Source organism: Corynebacterium nasorum (assembly GCF_022347325.1).
Lineage (GTDB): Bacteria > Actinomycetota > Actinomycetes > Mycobacteriales > Mycobacteriaceae > Corynebacterium > Corynebacterium kefirresidentii.
This window is the reverse complement of the sequence record NZ_JAKRDU010000004.1, coordinates 30007-48775: the sequence shown is the minus strand read 5'-3', so window position 1 is coordinate 48775 and position 18769 is coordinate 30007. Positions and strand designations below refer to the sequence as shown.

General features: G+C 61.2%; 12 protein-coding genes. 5 read left to right on the top strand and 7 right to left on the bottom strand.

The window, feature by feature from the left end; genetic code table 11:
• Window positions 1-13 precede the first annotated feature (13 nt).
• The 3 genes from purH to MHK05_RS04930 are packed head-to-tail and all read right to left on the bottom strand — an operon-like array spanning window position 14 to window position 3683.
• Window positions 14-1546 (bottom strand): bifunctional phosphoribosylaminoimidazolecarboxamide formyltransferase/IMP cyclohydrolase, encoded by a 1533-nt coding sequence (gene purH / locus MHK05_RS04940; protein WP_239205219.1) that lies wholly within the window; start codon window positions 1544-1546, stop codon window positions 14-16.
• Between the two features lie 27 nt (window positions 1547-1573).
• A complete protein-coding gene (gene purN, locus MHK05_RS04935; RefSeq protein WP_239205380.1) occupies window positions 1574-2182 on the bottom strand; it encodes a phosphoribosylglycinamide formyltransferase in 609 nt (202 codons plus the stop codon).
• Between the two features lie 22 nt (window positions 2183-2204).
• Window positions 2205-3683, bottom strand: coding sequence for a cell division protein PerM (locus MHK05_RS04930; RefSeq protein WP_239205217.1), 1479 nt, complete (start codon window positions 3681-3683; stop codon window positions 2205-2207).
• 647 nt (window positions 3684-4330) lie between these two features.
• Here MHK05_RS04930 and MHK05_RS04925 point away from each other — a divergent pair.
• Window positions 4331-5080: a M23 family metallopeptidase gene (locus MHK05_RS04925; protein WP_239205215.1), complete on the top strand. Its 750-nt coding sequence runs from the start codon at window positions 4331-4333 to the stop codon at window positions 5078-5080.
• A gap of 634 nt (window positions 5081-5714) precedes the next feature.
• Window positions 5715-6473 carry a M23 family metallopeptidase gene (locus MHK05_RS04920; protein WP_239205213.1) on the top strand — a complete coding sequence of 253 codons (759 nt, stop codon included), beginning with the start codon at window positions 5715-5717 and terminating at the stop codon, window positions 6471-6473.
• Here MHK05_RS04920 and pcrA read toward each other — a convergent pair.
• Window positions 6470-8983: a DNA helicase PcrA gene (gene pcrA / locus MHK05_RS04915; RefSeq protein WP_239205211.1), complete on the bottom strand. Its 2514-nt coding sequence runs from the start codon at window positions 8981-8983 to the stop codon at window positions 6470-6472. The genes MHK05_RS04920 and pcrA overlap by 4 nt on opposite strands.
• 97 nt (window positions 8984-9080) lie before the next feature.
• Here pcrA and MHK05_RS04910 point away from each other — a divergent pair, with 97 nt between their 5' ends.
• From MHK05_RS04910 to pgi, 3 genes are all read left to right on the top strand, one after another.
• Window positions 9081-9404 carry a chorismate mutase gene (locus tag MHK05_RS04910; RefSeq protein WP_086588683.1) on the top strand — a complete coding sequence of 108 codons (324 nt, stop codon included), beginning with the start codon at window positions 9081-9083 and terminating at the stop codon, window positions 9402-9404.
• A 47-nt stretch (window positions 9405-9451) separates the two neighbouring features.
• Window positions 9452-10798, top strand: coding sequence for a Na+/H+ antiporter family protein (locus MHK05_RS04905; protein ID WP_239205209.1), 1347 nt, complete (start codon window positions 9452-9454; stop codon window positions 10796-10798).
• A gap of 86 nt (window positions 10799-10884) precedes the next feature.
• Complete coding sequence (gene pgi / locus MHK05_RS04900; protein WP_239205207.1) at window positions 10885-12522, top strand: glucose-6-phosphate isomerase; 1638 nt, start codon at window positions 10885-10887, stop codon at window positions 12520-12522.
• A gap of 163 nt (window positions 12523-12685) precedes the next feature.
• Here pgi and MHK05_RS04895 read toward each other — a convergent pair whose 3' ends face one another.
• From MHK05_RS04895 to MHK05_RS04885, 3 genes are read right to left on the bottom strand one after another with little or no spacing between them, the layout of a single operon-like run.
• Window positions 12686-13099, bottom strand: a complete 414-nt coding sequence (locus MHK05_RS04895) for a YccF domain-containing protein (RefSeq protein WP_023021991.1) — start codon at window positions 13097-13099, stop codon at window positions 12686-12688.
• Between the two features lie 24 nt (window positions 13100-13123).
• Window positions 13124-13942, bottom strand: coding sequence for a DNA-formamidopyrimidine glycosylase family protein (locus tag MHK05_RS04890; RefSeq protein ID WP_239205205.1), 819 nt, complete (start codon window positions 13940-13942; stop codon window positions 13124-13126).
• Between the two features lie 18 nt (window positions 13943-13960).
• Complete coding sequence (locus tag MHK05_RS04885) at window positions 13961-18760, bottom strand: ATP-dependent helicase (protein WP_239205203.1); 4800 nt, start codon at window positions 18758-18760, stop codon at window positions 13961-13963.
• Window positions 18761-18769: the final 9 nt, after the last annotated feature.

Here is an 18769-nt window from a genome sequence, read left to right as displayed (position 1 = left end):
AAACTAGCTTAGGCTAGTGCGCGAAGTGGCGGGTGCCAGTCAGGTACAGCGTAACGCCTGCTTCCTTGGCCGCTGCAATGACTTCCTCGTCACGGATGGAGCCGCCAGGCTGGACTACGGCCTTCACGCCGGCGTCGAGAAGCACCTGCAAGCCATCGGCGAATGGGAAGAAGGCATCGGAAGCAGCGAAAGAGCCCTCGGTGCGGTTGGCGCCATCCGCCAGGGTATTGGCGCGCTCGACGGCGAGCTTGGCAGAGTCAACGCGGTTGACCTGGCCCATGCCCACGCCCACGGTGGCATTGTCCTTAGCCAGCAAGATCGCATTGGATTTCACCGCGCGCACGGCGCGCCATGCGAACTCGAGCTCGGCCATATCGGACTCGTTGAGAGCATCACCTGCGGCCAGGGTCCAGTTTGCTGGGTCATCGCCCTCGGCCTGGTAGGTGTCTGGTTCCTGGGTGAGCACACCGCCAGAGATGTACTTGCGCTCTTCGTGCTGGTTCTCGTGTTCTGCTTGCAGCACGCGCAGGTTCTTCTTGGCCTTGAGGACCTCGATAGCCCCGTCCTCATAGGAAGGAGCGACGATGACCTCGGTAAAGATTTCCTTGACCTGCTCGGCCATCTCTACGGTGACCTCGCGGTTGACGGCGATGACGCCGCCGAAGGCGGACATCGGGTCACAGGCATGCGCCGCGCGGTGGGCGGCGGCGATGGACTCTTCAGAAACGGCAATGCCACAAGGATTGGTGTGCTTAATAATTGCAACGCAGGGGCGCTCGTGGTCCCACGCGGCGCGCCAGGCGGCATCCGCATCCTGGTAGTTGTTGTAGCTCATCTCCTTGCCATTGAACTGAGTGGCATTAGCAAGGCCTTTGGAGCCGATGCGGGTAACGGTGGCCGCCTGGTGAGAGTTCTCGCCGTAGCGCAGCGGGGTGGTTTGCCCCTCCTCGCTGAGCTGATCTACGAACCACGCGGAGACGGCCGCATCATAATCCGCGGTGTGCAGGAAAGCATCGCGGGCAAGGCCGCGGCGCTGCTCCAAGGTGAAGCCACCGTTCTTGACGGCCTCCACGGCCTCACCGTAGCGGGAAGGATCTACCACAACGGCAACAGACGGGTGGTTCTTGGCGGCCGCGCGCACCATGGATGGGCCGCCGATATCAATCTGTTCCACACAGCCATCGAAGTCCGTGCCCGAAGCCACGGTCTCGCGGAAGGGGTACAGGTTGACCACGACGAGCTGGAAAGGTTCTACCTTGAGCTCGGAGAGCTGGTTGAGGTGGTCGTCCTTGCGGGTATCGGCCAGGATGCCGGCGTGTACGCGCGGGTGCAGCGTCTTGACGCGGCCTTCCAAGCACTCTGGGAAGCCGGTGAGCTTTTCTACCGGAGTGACCTCGATACCTAGGTCCGCGATCTTCTTCGCGGTGGAGCCGGTGGAGACGATTTCCACGCCTGCCTTATCGAGGGCGCGGGCCAGATCCTCCAGCCCGGTCTTGTCGTACACGCTGATAAGAGCGCGCTTTACCTGCTTGCGGTCTTCGCTCATGAGGAGGATTAAGCCTTTCGAAAAGTCTTAGTCTGCGAGTTGAATAGTAAGTTCCTCATTGTGGACGTCTGCTGCGCGCAGCACCTCCACGATGAGATCGCGCTCTACTTGTTTGATGCGCTCGTGGAGAGTGGACTCATCATCGTCCGCTATGATGGCTACGGATCGCTGCGCGATGATGGGTCCGGTATCCACTCCCGAATCCACAAAATGGACGGTAGAGCCGGTGATCTTCACGCCATAGTCTAGGGCGTCGCGCACGGCGTGCGCTCCCTTGAAAGCTGGCAGCAGCGCCGGGTGGGTATTGATGGTGCGGCCTTCGAAGCGGTCAAGAAATTCCTTTCCCAGGATCTTCATAAAGCCCGCAGAAACAACAACGTCTGGCTGCGCAGCATCTACTGCGTCAACCAGACGTTGATTCCATTCGGCGCGATCGGCACCTAGCGCCACGACCTCGGTATCGATCCCGTGGTCCTGTGCGCGCGAAATACCGTGGCATTCCTTATCCGCCACCACCTTTACCACTTGGTAGTGCCCTGCTTGGGCATCCACGATGGCTTGAAGCAGTGATCCCGTTCCAGAAACGAGCACCACCACTCGGAGGCGTTCAGGGTCAGCGGTATAGCGCGGAGGCATCGGTGAAGTCACGCGCTATAGCCTAGTCTCTCTCCCCTTCCGCGGAGGAATTTTCGCTCGAGGAAGCCTGCTCGCTCTCCCCCGTTTGGTCCTTGAGCTGTTGGCTAACCGGCTTGGCGACGCCCCTTTTCTCCTCCTCAGCGTCCTCAGGTTCGTCCGATTCCTCGTGTTTCTCAGATTCCTCCGGTTCCTCCTGCTGCTTCGCCGCATCCTCAGCTGGGGTGCCTTCTTCCCCATCCGCGGCTGCGTCAGGGGCGGAGTCATCGGGCTCGTCCTCAACTACTTCGGCGTCAACGATCTCCGGATCGGTGATGGGCTCGCGCTCCGGTTCAACTGGGGTCTCGTCGGTTTCAGCGGCGGCCTCAGGGGCGTCGTCTTCAGCGGCATCCGAATCGGGAGTATCAGGGGCCGTGACACGTGCCGTGCGCGCCGCGCGCCATGCCACAAAGGCAAAACCTGCGGCAACGGCGCTGCCGAAAACGGCCATCCACAGGGCGGTTAGGCCTGCGGCGGTCCATAGATTCGGGCCGGCGGCGCCGTAGTAGCCAAGGTCGCCGCTGACAAGGTAGCAGGCAATAAACATGACTACCGCGGAGGCCACCGTGGCTACTAGTACGTCCTGGAAGCTTGGCCTCTTTTTATATAGGGCGTAGATTGCGGCGCCGAGCGGGACAAGTAGAAGCACTACGGCCCAGCTAGGCGCGGAGGCCGGGATTCCACCGGTAATCGGCAACGGTGGCAGCGGCACGAGGTGGGCACTAAAGAGGCTGACCGAACCTTCGCCGATGGAAAACTCTGAGCCCACCACCACCGCAGCGGTGCTGACGATGGCATTGGGAATGTATAGCAGGCTCACTAGCACTAGTCCGGCCACACCTAGACCGGAGACCGTGGGATATTCATCCATCATCTCGCCCTGGCGAGAAATATTGAGGAAGAAAACCACCGCAAAGACTACGGCGGCACCAATGGCTAGGTAGCCGAGGTAGCGAAGGGCGATCTGAGTGGCGTCGATAATCTGGCGCGGCACCCCATAACGCTTGGCCAATGCCCGCCACAAGCGCGAGCCCATGCCGGCTGCCATGGCCGCAAGATGTAGGACGATAACCCGCAGCAACGCCTGTGCCAGGTTTGGCGGGGAGACATCATAGACCTTGCCCGCGTCCCACAGCATCAGCCAGGCGATGATGGTAAATACCACTGGCACGCCAAGGACGCAGCAGAGAAGAATAAGCAAGTCTTTGACGCTGACCTTGTGCTTAACCGCGTTGCGCACGCGGACTGCCACCACCGCAGCCAAGATGAGCGCGGGTAACGCGGGCAAGAAAGACATGTGCACTTCGGCCGCCGAGACTGGCGCGAGGTTAAAGACCATCCATGACTCCGCCACGATGGTGTACCACCACGCCATGGGTGAGCCGGCCAGCATAAGACCACCGAGGGCAATGGCCATAATGATAAGGACAATGACCACGTTGGGCACTGCCGCCGTGATAAGCATGCGTCGGATGCGGCCGGCCCTAGTCAGCGGCGCGGGAGTACGGCGCGCTTTGGCTTTAGATCCGGCCTTTCGGGCGACACGTTGCGCCGATCCAGAGGGCTGGCGGGCCCCGCTGGGATGGGGCGCGCGTGGGGTACGCTCCGTGCGCACCGTCCTGCCCCGCGCCTGGCTACGCGGGCGGGGCGTTGACCGAGAATGGGGGCTGGTGTTTTTGTTCATCGGCGTCCACTTTGCCACTTTCCGGCAGCAGATCTGGGGTGGCGCGACGAGGTAGCCATAAAATCACCGGCGACACCCCTGCACCTTGACCACACATATATATTAGGAGTATAAAATCTACCCTGGTTTCACACCTTTAACTCTGGCTGCAGTAACATGAATGAAAAGTCATCGGTTTTATATGACCCGCACGCAGCCCGAGTGGGATCTTGGTCGCAATAATAATATGCCATTCGGATTATGTTGCCTGCTCGTGGGCAATTCCCTCGAGCAACGTCTAAAAATTTCTTAATTTGGGTTGCTGTTATCTTTTCGAGACGCTACTGTTACATCTCGTTGGTAACAAGAAGGTCACAATCTCGTAACTAAATCGGTGGGGACGTAACACTCAGATTGCGCAGATTGTGAAAATGACGAAAGAAGACCTAATGCGAAGCAAAGTTCAGCGTGGCGCCGGTCGCCATCGCAAGATTGTCACCTCGCAGACCGCGAAGGGCCGCATCGCCGTCATGACGGTCGCGGCAGGTGCCGTATCCACCGCCGGCGTAGGTGGCGCAGCCGCTGCAAACATCCAGTCTGATGACACGGCCACTACCAAGACGCAGTCCGTTGACTTCGAGCTCGCTTCTGATTCCACCCAGGTTGAGGACGCTGCTGAGGCCCCCGTTGATACCACTCCGCAGATCCTCAATGTAGCTGAAGCAAAGCCGGTTGCAGATCTATCCGATCAGCTCAACAAGGCCATCCAGGCTTCCGAGGAGCGCGCAGCCGCTGACGAAGCCGCTCGCGCACCGTCCGTAGCCCGCCCAGCCGAGGGCGCATTCACATCCCCATTCGCTATGCGCTGGGGCACCTTCCACAAGGGCGTCGACATCGCCAACTCTCCCGGCACCCCAATCCTTGCCGTCATGGATGGTACGGTCATCGACTCCGGTCCAGCTTCCGGCTTTGGCCAGTGGATCCGCATCATGCACGACGACGGCACCATGACCGTTTATGGTCACATGCAAACTCTTGACGTGGCCGTTGGCGAGCACGTGCATGCCGGCCAGAAGATCGCCGGCATGGGCTCGATGGGCTTTTCCACCGGCTCCCACCTCCACTTCGAAGTTCACCCGAACGGTGGCGAGGCAATCGATCCGCAGCCTTGGCTGGCTGAGCGAGGCATCGACCTCTAAGGCCCCCACCCCAACACCTTCTTGTTAAACGCCGCAGTGGCTTTCCTGCGGCGCTTTTTCATGTCCACAATTGCCCCTAAAGACACCAGCGCCGGCTCCCGACCACCGCGGCTGCAGCCAACCTTCCCCAAGACGACTCAAATGCGTCCCAGCCTTCCCATTGCGCCTCCAGCAAAAGGCAAGCCCCGTCAAGACAAGCGCTCCACCACCGGACCCTAGACACAAATTGCGCCGCACAGCCAAGTCCAGTACGCAGCCTTGTCGCAGGCAAATACACATTTACGCTAATCACTGGGCTTGAACGCAACACGCCATTTCCAGAGCGGCACACCCACCCCCAAAGTCTACCCCCAGACCCTAAACCAACACTTCACACACGCCACTCTAGCCACATTCGTAACACGCGCAACAAGCTGGCATGTTCGAATAATTTCGAACTATTTCCGCCGCTACCAGCGATTTTTAAGATTGCGCGGGCCGTTCGGGCGGGTTAACTTTTAACTCGTTGCCACGAGCGATTTCGGACGCAAGCATTTCAGCTTTCGGCGTGTCGCGGTTGGCAGTTGAAAGACGCCGCCTCCTCCAGGGTGCGGGCGTCCTAAGACCATGCACAGCCATGAAAAGGACTTTAACTATGAAGCGCATGAACCGCGCACGCAAGAACGTGGCGCTGAGCATCGTTACGCTCGGCACCGTACTTGCTACCGGCACCACCGCTTTTGCTGCAGAGCCAGTGGCTAGCGTGGACGTATCGGACGGCTCTTCCGAGCCCACCGCTACGAACGTAGATAACGCCGGTGTGGTCGACGCCCTCGTTGGCTTGGCCACCACTACCGTAGGCGTTCTCAACGGCGAGGCTACCCCGCAGGTAGATGGAAACGAATCCGGCGGAGTAAATATAGTCTTGGATCCGGGTTCTGTACCGGGATTGAAAGAAGCATTCGCTCCCCAGGGAAATCACTCCGGACTCACCACGAAGCGCGGCAAGGACTCCGCGGGCAATACAGTGGTCTTTCCTACCTCCGGCACCCTTACTTCTGGCTTCGGCCAGCGTTGGGGCACGATGCACAACGGCATCGATGTGGCCAACTCCGTGGGTACCCCGATTCACGCGGTCATGGATGGCACCGTCATCAACTCCGGGCCAGCACAGGGTTTTGGCAACTGGATCCGCATCCAGCACGATGACGGCACCATCTCCGTCTACGGCCACATGTCTGCAGACCAGCTCAAGGTAAATGTGGGCGACCACGTGACCGCAGGCCAAGAAATCGCCGGCATTGGCAACGACGGACACTCCACCGGCCCACACCTCCACTTTGAGATTCACCCAGGTGGAGGAGCACCCGTTGACCCAGTCTCCTGGTTCAACGAGCGCGGCATTTCGGTCTAGAGCTTTTCCATCGGCACTCCGCCGATGAGCATCAGCCGGACCTTACCGGAAGAGCCAAAGTCCACGGTGACCGTGGCACGCTTACCGGAGCCGGACGTCTCAATGACGGTACCGAGCCCGTACTTAGCGTGGTTGACACGGTCACCCACGGCCAGGTTGAGGTTATTGTTCTTAGGCATTGAGGTTGCCGCCGACTTGCTAGTGCGTTGCGATGGGGAAGACGCAGCGCGCTGGCTACCGCGGGATCCACCTCTGCCCCACCCAGACCAGTCGCGGCCGTAGGAACGACCATATTGGTAATCGTCCTCACCCCACGCACCGGTTAAGGAACTATCGGAGTCTTCGCGCTGCCAGTTGATGAGGTCTGCAGGGACCTCGCCGAGGAAGCGGCTGGCAGGATTAGTCACCGGGTTGCCCCAAGCCGAGCGCAAGATGGCACGGGTGAGATACAACTGTTCACGGGCACGAGTAATACCCACATAGGCTAAGCGGCGCTCCTCGCTCAACTCCTTCGGGTCACCGAGAGAGCGCATATGCGGGAATTGGCCATCCTCCCAGCCGGTCAAAAAGACCACGGGGAACTCGAGGCCCTTTGCGGTGTGCAGAGTCATCATAGTGACCACGCCGGTCTCAGAATCCGGAATTTGATCAGCATCAGCCACCAGCGACACCTTTTCCAAAAAGGCCTGCAGCGAGCCCGGCGCGGCCTCACCCTCCTCCACTAACTCGGAAGGATCCACTGCATCCGCGCCCGAAGCAGCCAGCTGGTTCGCGGCCTCTGAGGTAAATTCGCGTGCCACCGATACCAGCTCGTTTAAGTTGTCGAGGCGAGCGCCATCTTGCGGGTCGTTGGAGTTTTCCAATTCCGCCTTGTATCCCGTGGCATCCAAAATGGCGGTGAGCAGCTCACCCAAATCCGGCTGGCCAGTAACCTCATCGCGCATGGACGGGATCTGATTGCGGATGCCCTCCATCATCTCGTTGAATTTGGTGACCGCGTTAATGGCCCGGGTGGCTAGGCCAGGAACTTCGCCACGAGGGACATCGGCAAGCGCCTTGCCAAAGCTAAGGCCGTGGTTTTCTGCATGGAGGGCAATGTGCCCTTGTGCTTTATCCCCAATGGCGCGCTTGGGCACATTGATAATGCGGCGCAGGCTCACTGTATCGTCCGGGTTATCCAGGATGCGCAGGTAGGCCACCATATCGCGGATTTCGCGCCGCTCATAAAAGCGCGTTCCACCGACCACCTTGTAGGGAATTCCGGAGCGGATGAAGATATCTTCCAGCGCGCGGGAGGCGTTATTGGTGCGGTACATGACCGCAATATCGGAATAGCTGCGCCCCTTATCCGCCAAGGAATCAATCTCGGAGGCGATGAACCGTGCCTCATCGTGCTCATTATCGGCAACGTAGCCCACGATCTGCTCGCCCTCACCATGGGCGGTCCACAGGTTCTTCTCGCGTCGGTTCTCATTTTTAGCAATAACGGCGTTGGCCGCATTGAGAATGGTCTGGGTGGAGCGATAGTTCTGCTCCAGCAAGATGGTATGTGCTTGCGGGTAGTCGCGCTCGAATTCCTGGATATTGCGGATGGTCGCACCACGGAAGGCATAAATGGACTGGTCGGAATCGCCCACCACACACAGCTCGGGCGCGTCAGGGCCGAGCTCTCCCCTGCCCACGAGCGCGGCAACCAGCGCATACTGGGCGTGGTTAGTGTCCTGGTACTCGTCGATAAGCACGTGCTTAAAGCGCCGCCGATAAAACTCCACCACCTGCTGGTGCTGGGTGAAGATCCGCACCACCTCACCGATGAGGTCATCAAAGTCCACCGCATTAGCTGCGCGCAGGCGGCGCTGGTACTCGGCATAGACCTGGGCCACGGTGGTCTCAAACGGGTTCTTAGTCTGCTGCGCCTTCTCCAGCGCAGATTCAGGACCAATGAGTTCGTTTTTGTGGTTAGAAATCTGATTGGCAAGCACGCGCGGGGTGTATTTTTTCAGATCCAGCTGCATGTCCTTGGCAATCATGGACAAAAGCCGGCGCGCATCATCGCCATCGTAGATGGTGAAATTGCTATTAAGGCCTGGCACAAGCTGCGCGTTTTGGCGCAGGATGCGCACACAGATGGAGTGGAAGGTAGATACCCACATGCGCTCGGCCACAGGGCCCACTAGCCCGCCCACGCGCTCCTTCATTTCCGCGGCGGCCTTATTAGTAAAGGTAATGGCGAGGATCTCCCACGGATTCACCCCGCGGTGGCGCATGAGATAAGCAATACGCCGGGTAAGCACGGCGGTTTTTCCGGAACCGGCGCCGGCCACAATGAGCAGTGGGCTGCCAGAGTGGGTTACGGCCTCAAGCTGCTGTGGGTTAAGGCCCTCGGTCAAAGCATCAGAGGATTCGGGTTGCGGGCTCGCCCCGCGCGGTGCGCCGAAGCCACCGAAGGGGCTGGGGGCGGGTGCACCGCCGGTAGACGGGGATGGACTAAAAGGAGAGTTTTCGTTCATAATGCCTACCAACCTACTAGCCCCATCGGACACGCCCCGTATCCGCCGTGCGAGCTGCTATTTCCTTTTGCACGAGCGGGTGGCACAATATGGTTTTATGACCGCAGAAGATAAAAAGGACATCGTCAATAATGGCTTGGATATCCGCACGCCTTCAGGCACGGATGATCCCCTTTCTGATGCGGAGATCCAACAATATCGCGAAGAAATCAACCGCATGGACCGCATCATTTTGGACGCCGCCAAGCGCCGCACGGAAGTCTCCCAGGCCATCGGCCGCACCCGCATGAGCTCCGGCGGCACCCGCCTCGTCCACACGCGCGAGATCGCAATTTTGAATCAGTTCCGCGATGAACTCGGCGAGGAAGGCCCCACTATTGCCTCGGCGCTGCTGCGCATGGGCCGCGGGCGGTTGGGCTAGCCGAATAATTACTGGCCAGCCGATACTATGCAGTATCCTGGCTAAGCATGAATGCAGTTCTCATCGCCGTCATAGTCATGCTCGTGCTCGCCCTTTTGCGCGTGCACGTGGTGGTGGCTCTCTTCTTGGGTGCCATCGTCGGCGGGCTCATGTCCGGCATGGGACTCGATGCCACCATGGTTGCCTTCCAAGATGGCTTGGGCGGCGGCGCCAAGATTGCGCTGAGCTATGCCCTCTTGGGCGCTTTTGCGATGGGCGTGGCCTCAGCCGGGCTGCCGCAAATCCTGGCGAACTTCCTCATTCGCAAGCTCGGCGGCAGCGGCGAAGCGGATCCCAAGGCGGCCCTAGCCACAAAGTGGATGCTCATCCTCGGCCTCATCGCCATGTCCGTGATGAGCCAAAACCTCATCCCGGTTCACATTGCTTTCATTCCACTTATCGTTCCGCCGCTGCTTAAGGTGATGAATAAGCTGCGCCTAGACCGCCGGCTCATTACCACCTGCCTGACCTTTGGTCTTATTACCACCTACATGTTCATCCCGGTGGGCTTTGGCTCCATCTACTTAAACGACATCCTGTTATTTAATATCCAGCAGGCAGGGTTGGATACCTCGGATATCAATATCATGCAGGTTATGGGTGTGCCGGCGCTCGGTATGCTCGCAGGCCTGCTCATCGCTATTTTCTTTAGCTACCGCAAGCCGCGTAACTATAAGGACCTACCCATCGCCGCTGCGGAGCACCAAGAGACCCCTTCTACCTATAAGGTCTGGGTTTCCGTCGTGGCCATCATTGCCACCTTTGCGGTGCAGATTGTCATGCAGGCGCTCGACTTCGAATCCGATGGCCTCATGGTCGGCGCACTGACCGGCCTGGGTATTTTGCTGCTGACCGGCGCGGTGGATTGGAAGCATGCCGATGACGTTTTCACCAATGGCATGAAGATGATGGCGCTCATCGGCTTCATCATGATCACCGCCCAGGGCTTTGCCTCGGTCATGACGGCCACCAATGAGGTCGGCCCACTGGTGGATGCCACCGCTAACCTCTTTGGCACCAATAAGGTCCTTTCCGCCGGTGCCATGCTGGTGGTGGGCTTGGTAGTCACCATGGGCATCGGCTCGTCGTTTTCCACGCTGCCCATTATTTCCGTTATCTACGTGCCGCTGTGCATGTCGCTGGGTTTTAGTCCCGCGGCCACCGTTGCGCTCATTGGCACTGCAGGCGCGCTTGGCGACGCCGGCTCTCCCGCCTCCGATTCCACCCTCGGCCCCACCGCGGGCCTCGGCGCGGACGGCCAGCACGACCACATCCGTGACTCGGTCATTCCCACCTTTATCCACTTCAATATTCCGCTGCTCATCGCCGGCTGGGCAGGCGCGCTCATCCTCTAGAAGGGCCCGACGCGGTTGCCCTTTCTGGACTACGGTGGGAGAGGTAAATGTTGCCAATGCGCTAGTTGCCAGAAAGGCCAAACATCATGGATATCACCGCATCTGCCCAGTGGAGCGAGCTCGCGAAAGTATATGAGGATAAAAAGGACCTCAACCTCCGCGAGCTTTTCTCCGCCGATGCAGACCGCGCCCGCAACTTCACCTTCGACGCCGCCGGCCTGCACGTCGATCTATCGAAGAATCTGATCGACGGGGACGTCGTCAAGCAGCTGGTGGAAGTAGCCAAGGCCGCCGACCTAGAGTCCCGCCGCGATGCCATGTTCGCCGGCGAGCACATCAATAACACCGAGGATCGCGCTGTATTGCACACCGCGCTGCGCATCCCGGTCGAAGATGACTTAAGTGTCGATGGCCAAGACGTCGCCGCCGATGTCCACGAGGTCCTAGGCCGCATGCGCGACTTCGCCACTGCACTGCGCTCCGGCTCGTGGCTGGGGCACACCGGTCACACCATCAAAAAGGTGGTCAACATCGGCATCGGTGGCTCCGACCTTGGTCCGGCCATGGCAGCTAAGGCATTGCGCTCCTACGAGGTCGCTGGCATCTCCGCAGAGTTCGTTTCCAACGTGGACCCCGCCGATATGGCCGCCACCCTCGATGGCCTGGATGCAGAATCCACCCTATTTATCATCGCCTCCAAGACCTTCACTACCCAAGAGACGCTGACCAACGCACACGCCGCGCGCCGCTGGCTCATCGAGCAATTCGATGGCGATGAATCCGCCGTAGCAAAGCACTTTGTCGCCGTATCCACCAATGCGGAAAAGGTAGCCGAATTCGGCATCGATACCGAGAATATGTTCCCGTTTTGGAATTGGGTTGGCGGCCGCTACTCCGTGGATTGCGCCATTGGCTTATCCCTTATGTGCACCATTGGTCCGATGGACTTCATGCGCTTCCTCGAGGGCTTCCACGCCATGGACGAGCACTTCCGCACCGCTCCGCTGGAAGAAAACGTCCCCGCGCTCATGGGGCTCCTTGGTGTCTGGTACACCAACTTCTTCGGCGCCCAGACTCACGCCGTGCTGCCCTATTCGCAGGACCTCGGCCGTTTCCCGGCCTACCTGCAGCAGCTGACCATGGAATCCAACGGTAAGTCCGTGCGCCGCGACGGCACCGCGGTCACCGTCCCGTCCACCGGAGAAATCTACTGGGGAGAGCCAGGAACCAATGGCCAGCACGCCTTCTTCCAGCTCATGCACCAAGGCACCCGCCTCATCCCAGCGGACTTTATTGGGTTTGCCCGCCCGAAGCAGGACTTCCCCACCGCCGATGGCTCCGGCTCCATGCATGATCTGCTCATGGGCAATTTCTTTGCCCAGACCAAGGTACTAGCCTTTGGCAAGACCGCGGAAGAAATCGCGGCAGAGGGCGTCGATGAGGCCGTCGTGCCGCACAAGGTCATGCCAGGCAACCGCCCAACCACCACCATCCTGGCTGAGGAGCTCACCCCGCAAACCCTCGGCGCGCTCATCGCACTCTACGAGCACATCGTGTTCACCCAGGGCGTTATCTGGGATATCAACTCCTTCGACCAGTGGGGCGTGGAGCTGGGCAAGCAGCAAGCTAATGACCTGGCACTGGCAGTCTCCGGCAAGGAAGAAGCCGCATCCGGCGACCAATCCACCGATGAGCTCATCGGTTGGTACCGCTCCAACCGCTAAACGCCCACTTTTAGCCGCGTTAACCCGCTTTCGAACCTTCCGCGGGCGGATAGCGCGGCTGCTTTATGGTCTTTCTCCCCAAGGCGTTATAAAACAAGCACGTTCTGCCCATAATCAGCACGAAATTAGGCAGAACGTGCTTGTTTTGTCTGCGGTCCGGCGCTTAAAGTTTGACCATCGGCTCCCAGCCGAAGGGGATCTCCTCCGAGTTCACAATTCGGCGGCCAAATGGGAAGCAGGTCACCGGGATCATCTTCAGGTTGGCCAGCGCGGCCGGAATGCCCACGATGGTCACTACCTGTGCCGCCGCGGTGGTTACGTGACCAATGGCCAGCCACAGGCCGGCGACGACGAACCAGACGACATTGGAGAAGGTGGACATGGAGCCGCTGCCCTTGACTGGCTGCACTACCGAACGGCCAAATGGCCACAGGGCGAAATTAGCCATGCGGAACGACGCCACGCCCGCGGGGATGGTGACGATGAAGATGCAGGCAATGATGCCAAAGAGGAAATAGGCAAGGGCTAGGAGGAACCCGCCGGTGATAAACCAAACGATGTTAAGAAAGGTACGCATGTCCCCCACACTAGCGCGGGAGTCTTAGTGCGCGGGGTGAAGTGGCTGACAATGTGGGCACCACCAGATGATGCGCTCGAGTTCGCCTTCATCGCCGCCGGCATCCACACCGCCGAGTGCGCCCTTGGTAATGAAGGTGCCGCAGCGGCGGCAGCGCTTGCGATTGCGCCCGAAGACATAGGTCGTCTCCCCGGCGCGGCGCACGCCGGTGGTCACGCGCACCGGGGAGGTGCGATTAGCCCACATGATGCGCCGAGAGATGTCGAGGATGCGGGCGGTATCCACCTCGGATACTGGTGTGGCCGGGTGCACCCCTGCTAGGAAACAGGCCTCGGCGCGGTATTCATTGCCGATGCCAGCGACGACCTTTTGGTCGAGCAGCGCCGCGCCAATGGCGCGTTGGGGACGGTTATTTAGCCGCCGCAGGGCTTCTTCGCGGTCCCAGTCGGGGTCGAGAATATCCGGTCCGAGGTGGGCGATGCGTTGGTGGTATTGGTCGGCGGGATAGATATCCACGAGGCCTAGCTGGTGACCAACGACCTCAATATCGCGCGGGGCGTTGGCTAGCTGCAGGACGATGCGCGCGGTATGTCCGGGCTTGCGCCAGCGGTCGCCTGCGTAATGGATGGCCCAGGTACCTTCCATCTTGAGGTGAGTGTGCACGATAGTCTGGTCGAATTGCATGAAGAGGTGCTTGCCATAGGGCCAGACGCGCTCGCACACCATGCCGTCTAGGTGCACGGTGGCATAGCGCGGCACGCGCACGGAACAGCCAGTGACCTCGCGTCCGGCCATGAACTGCAGGCGGTTGGATAGCTGCAGGACGGAATCGCCTTCGGGCATAACACCTCCAGTGGATCTTTAGCGACGGTACCCGCCGCGCAGGCGGAAGCCACCATTATTGCGCGGTGCAGGTGGCGGATCATCAAAGCTGAGTTCTTCGATGGCCTCGCTCGCGCGGCGTCCGGCGCGTGGGGTGCGCGGAGCGGCGGCACGAGCGGAGATGCGCACGCCCTTGGGAGTAATTCCGGCACCAGCTTCGCGCAGGTGGGCGGCGGCATCGGTCTTATGAATGGGATTGCCATTGCACTTTTCGATAACCAACGGCGACAGCGCTCCCCTTGCCACCATGTCTGTAAGCGCGCTTACCAGGCGGGGATATACCTCCGCCGGGTCGATGCCACCCGGCAGCGATTCCAGGAAGGTGGTGAGGGTTTTCCCGCCGCGCGTGAGGTGGGCGATGGGTAGGCCGTCGATAAGCACTACCAAAGCGCCGGCCGAGCGGGGGGGCCCGCCGGTGGCTTTGCCGTCAGCGTCGTCGCGCTGCGGCCAGGGCAGGGCCGCACCGTAGGGATTGGCCGGGTCGCAGGCGGCGAGGACAAAGGTCTCGGGCTCGGTGGTACCAGACGGCCATCCGGTGACATCCGGGGAATCGGCCAGGCCGCGCAGGCGGTCGATGATGGCAGGCGTAGAAAACTGGGCAGCACCCAGCCCGTCGATCACGTAGCCGCGCATGGCCTCGCCGGATTCCTCAAAACCGGAGAGCACCTTATAGGCCAGCGCAAAACCACCGAGCACGTCTTCGGCCACGACGGAACCGCGGGTGAGCACGCCATAACGGTCGAGCCAGGCCTCGCCGTGTGCCACGGAGCGGGAGGTGGCATCGGTGGCGGCGGGCACGGCAAGGGACCACCTGCCCATCACATCGGGTGGGGTCTGCGCGGCCGCGGCGTTCTGAGCTTGGGCGAAGGAGGTGCGCCCCATTCGCAGGCGAGAGCGGGTGGGTCGCCGCTTCGAACGATGCGCGGTGCGACCTGAGCGCGAGCCGCCGGAAGAAAGCCGGGTGCGGATCGGTGCGAAGGAATCGGGGCTTACCAGGCCCATCTCCACCAGTCCCCACAGGGCCTCGCGGGTTTCCTCGGTGGTGCCGGGGACCTCGGCGGCGATATCGGCAAAGAGGAAACCGCCGCCGCGGCCCAGGACTTCGAGGATGGCACGTTGCAGCATGCTCACGCCCTCGGCACCGGTTTCCGGGGCTAGCTGGGCCGCGTAATCCGAGGGCAGCAGCATGATCCAGGGGTCTGCCGCGCCGGCCTTGCCGGCGCCGAGGATGAGCACCTCGCCATTAGAGGTAAGTTCATCGAGCATGGTGGGCGAATAATCTCCCACCCGCGCGGGCAGGATGAGCGATTCCCACGCGGAGGCCGGCAGGCGCACCCCGGCTAGCTGCTCGATGACGGAAAAGACACCATCGGCCCCGCGCAGGGCCGGACGCTTTCCAGCTGGTGCGATGCTATGCCACTCCGGCAAAAAGCGGGCAAAAGTGGCACCCGAAACCGGCTCGGTAGCGGCACGCGCAGCGGCGAGCGAACGCGAGCGGATGGTCTTGAGCACCGCTGCGGCGCAGTATTCCTGCTCGTCGACGCCCTGGCGGTAGCGGCCTTCTACTACCCCATCAAGCGCGCCGAGGACGGTATGCGCGGCAGAGACGGAAATGCCGAAAGCCGCGGTGAGATCGCGCAACACGAAGGGGCCGCGGGTGCGCGCCCAGCGCGAGACCAGCTGCGGCAAGGCATCAGAAATGGTGGCCACTTGGGCGGGGATGCCGGGAGGAATGGGGATGCCGAGGGCGTCGCGAAGCAGGGGTGCATCCGGGGCCTGGGCTAGGTGCTCGCGCCCGCCAATGCGCACGCGCATAATCCGCGTGCCCAGCTGGTCCAGGGCGGAAAGCGGCACGTCGGTGTGCTCGCCCAGCTCGTCTACGGGAATCGGCCCGAGCACGCGCAGCAGATCCGCTACCTCTTCGGTGGTGCGGGCCCGGCGCGAGGGCTCGGTGCGTTGGAGCTGTGCGTGGACCTCAGCGATAATCTCTGGATCGAGCAGCTCGCGCAGCTCCACCGTGCCGAGCAATTTGGCTAAAAGCGCGGGGTCAAGGGCCAGGGCAGCCGCGCGCTTTTCTGCCAACGGGGAATCTCCCTCGTACATAAACGCGCCGGTGTAGTTAAACAGCAGCGAAGAGGCAAAAGGCGAGGGCTGTTCGGTGGTGACCTCCGCAATGCGAATGCGGCGGTGGCCTAACTCTCGCATGACCTCCGTAAGCGCGGGAACATCGTAGACGTCCTGCACGCACTCGCGCACCGTCTCCAAGATGATGGGAAAGGACGGGTACTTGCGAGCGACGTCCAAAAGCTGCTCGGCGCGCTGGCGCTGTTGCCACAGCGGCGCGCGCTTGCCTGGGTTGCGCCGAGGCAAGAGCAGCGCACGCGCCGCGCACTCGCGGAAGCGGGAGGCAAAGAGCGCGGAATTGCCCACTTGCTCGGCCACGATATCGGCAATCTCATCGGCGTCGAAGGCGAAGATGGACCCATCAGGTTCGGATTCTGCTTCCGGCAGGCGCAGCACGATGCCGTCATCGCCGGCTACTGCCTGCGGATCCATGCCGGTGCGCTCGCCTACCCTGGCCCCCACCGCCAACGCCCATGCGGAGTTGACCGGCCGGCCAAACGGGGTATGCAGCACCACCCGCCAATCGCCTAGCTCATCGCGGAAGCGTTCCAGCACCAACGTCTTTTCATCCGGGATGACACCCGTGGCCTCGTTCTGTTCCTGCAGGTAAGCCACGATATTGGAGCGCGCATTATCGTCGGCGTCCGCGATTGTCTCCGGCGAGGAAAAGACCTCGCGGCGATACTCACCTAGCGCCTTGCCCAACTCATAGGGGCGGCCCGCGCCATCGCCATTCCAAAACGGCAGGCGGCCGGTATGCCCCGGCGCGGGTGTGACCAACACCTGGTCGCGCGTGATGTCCTCGATGCGCCAACTGGTAGCGCCCAAGGTGAATACATCGCCCACCCGGGACTCATAAACCATCTCCTCATCCAGCTCGCCCACCCGGCGCGGAGGGCCACCGGAGCCCTCGCCCGAGCCGGTATAGAGGAATACTCCAAACATGCCCCGATCCGGAATCGTGCCACCGCTGGTGACAGCTACCCGCTGGGCACCAGGCCGCGCGGTCATCACTCCCGCCACACGGTCATAGACCACGCGGGGTTTAAGCTCTGCAAAGTCCGTGGACGGGTAGACGCCGCTTACCAGGTCCAGCACGGAGTCATAGACCTCGCGCGCCAGATCGCGGTAGGGCCAGGCCCGGCGGACCATCTCGTACCACTCATCGGCATCAAGCCCGTCCTCACCAGCCGCGGACACCGCCGCCACCGTCTGCTGCGCCAGCACATCCAACGGGTTGCGCGGGGTATGCATCTCTTCAATGAGCCCGGCGCGCATGCGCGATACCGTCAGCGTGGACTGCACTAGATCCGCGCGGTGCTTGGGGTAAAAGGAGCCATGCGAGACCGCGCCCACAAAGTGGCCGGCGCGGCCCACGCGCTGCAGGCCGGAGGCCACGGAGGGCGGCGATTCCACCTGTACGACTAGCTCCACTGCACCCATGTCGATGCCCAGCTCCAACGAGCTTGTGGCCACCACGGCCTTGAGCGTTCCTTCTTTCAGCATGGTTTCAGTCATCGCGCGCTCATCCTTAGACACCGAGCCGTGGTGGGCGCGGGCGATAACCGCCGGGGCCTTGCCGGCGACGTCGACCTGCTTCATCAGCTGGGCTGGGTCCCGGCGGGTTTCGGGCGACAGCGAATCCGGATCATGCTCTTGCGCATAGAGCTCATTGAGCCGGCTGGTCAGCCGCTCGGCCGTGCGCCGAGAGTTGACAAATACCAGTGTGGAGCGATGCGCCATGATTTCCGCATAGAGGTCATCTTCAATAAACGGCCAGATGGACTTGGCCGTGGGCAGCGCGGACTCATCCACGGAAGGAGAGCTGATGCCAATCGCATCATCCACCGTCATCTCCCCGATGGTGGAGCCTTGCTCCGGTGTGGGCAAATCGGACATATCCTCTACCGGCACATGCACGTCCAGCTGCCACTTCTTCTCCGCGGCCGGCGCGACAATTTCTACTGGGCGGTTGCCGCCTAAGAAATTCGATACCGCAGACAGCGGACGCACGGTGGCGGAAAGTCCAATGCGCTGGAAGTCCCCTGCCACCTGCTGTAGGCGCTCCAAGGTCAGCGCCAGGTGCACGCCGCGCTTGGTGCCAGCCAGGGCATGAATCTCATCGATAATGACGGTATCCACCGTCTTTAAAATCCCCGCCGCCTTAGAGGTAAGCATCAAATAGGCTGACTCCGGGGTGGTAATCAAGATATCCGGCGGCTTGCGCACCTGCCGCGCACGCTCCGCCGAGGGCGTATCTCCCGAGCGCACGCCTACCGAGATATCCGGTACATCCAGCCCAAGGTTCTCCGCGGTGCGCGCGATACCGGTCAGCGGGGCGCGCAGGTTATTTTCCACGTCCACGCCGAGTGCCTTCAGCGGGGAGATATACAGCACCTTCACCCCAGCAGCGGAACCCGAGGCGCCAGAGCCTACCGGCAGCGCCAGCTGGCCTTCGCGTTCAACCAAATTATTCAGCGCCCACAAGAACGCGGCGAGGGTCTTACCGGAGCCGGTAGGAGCCACTACAAGGGCATGCTCACCGCGGGAAATCTTCTCCCAGGCCTGCGCCTGCACTGCGGTGGGGGCGGCAAATACATCCCGAAACCACTGCGCTACTTGGGGCCGGAAGCGGTCGAGGATGTTTTCTGGCATGCCCACACT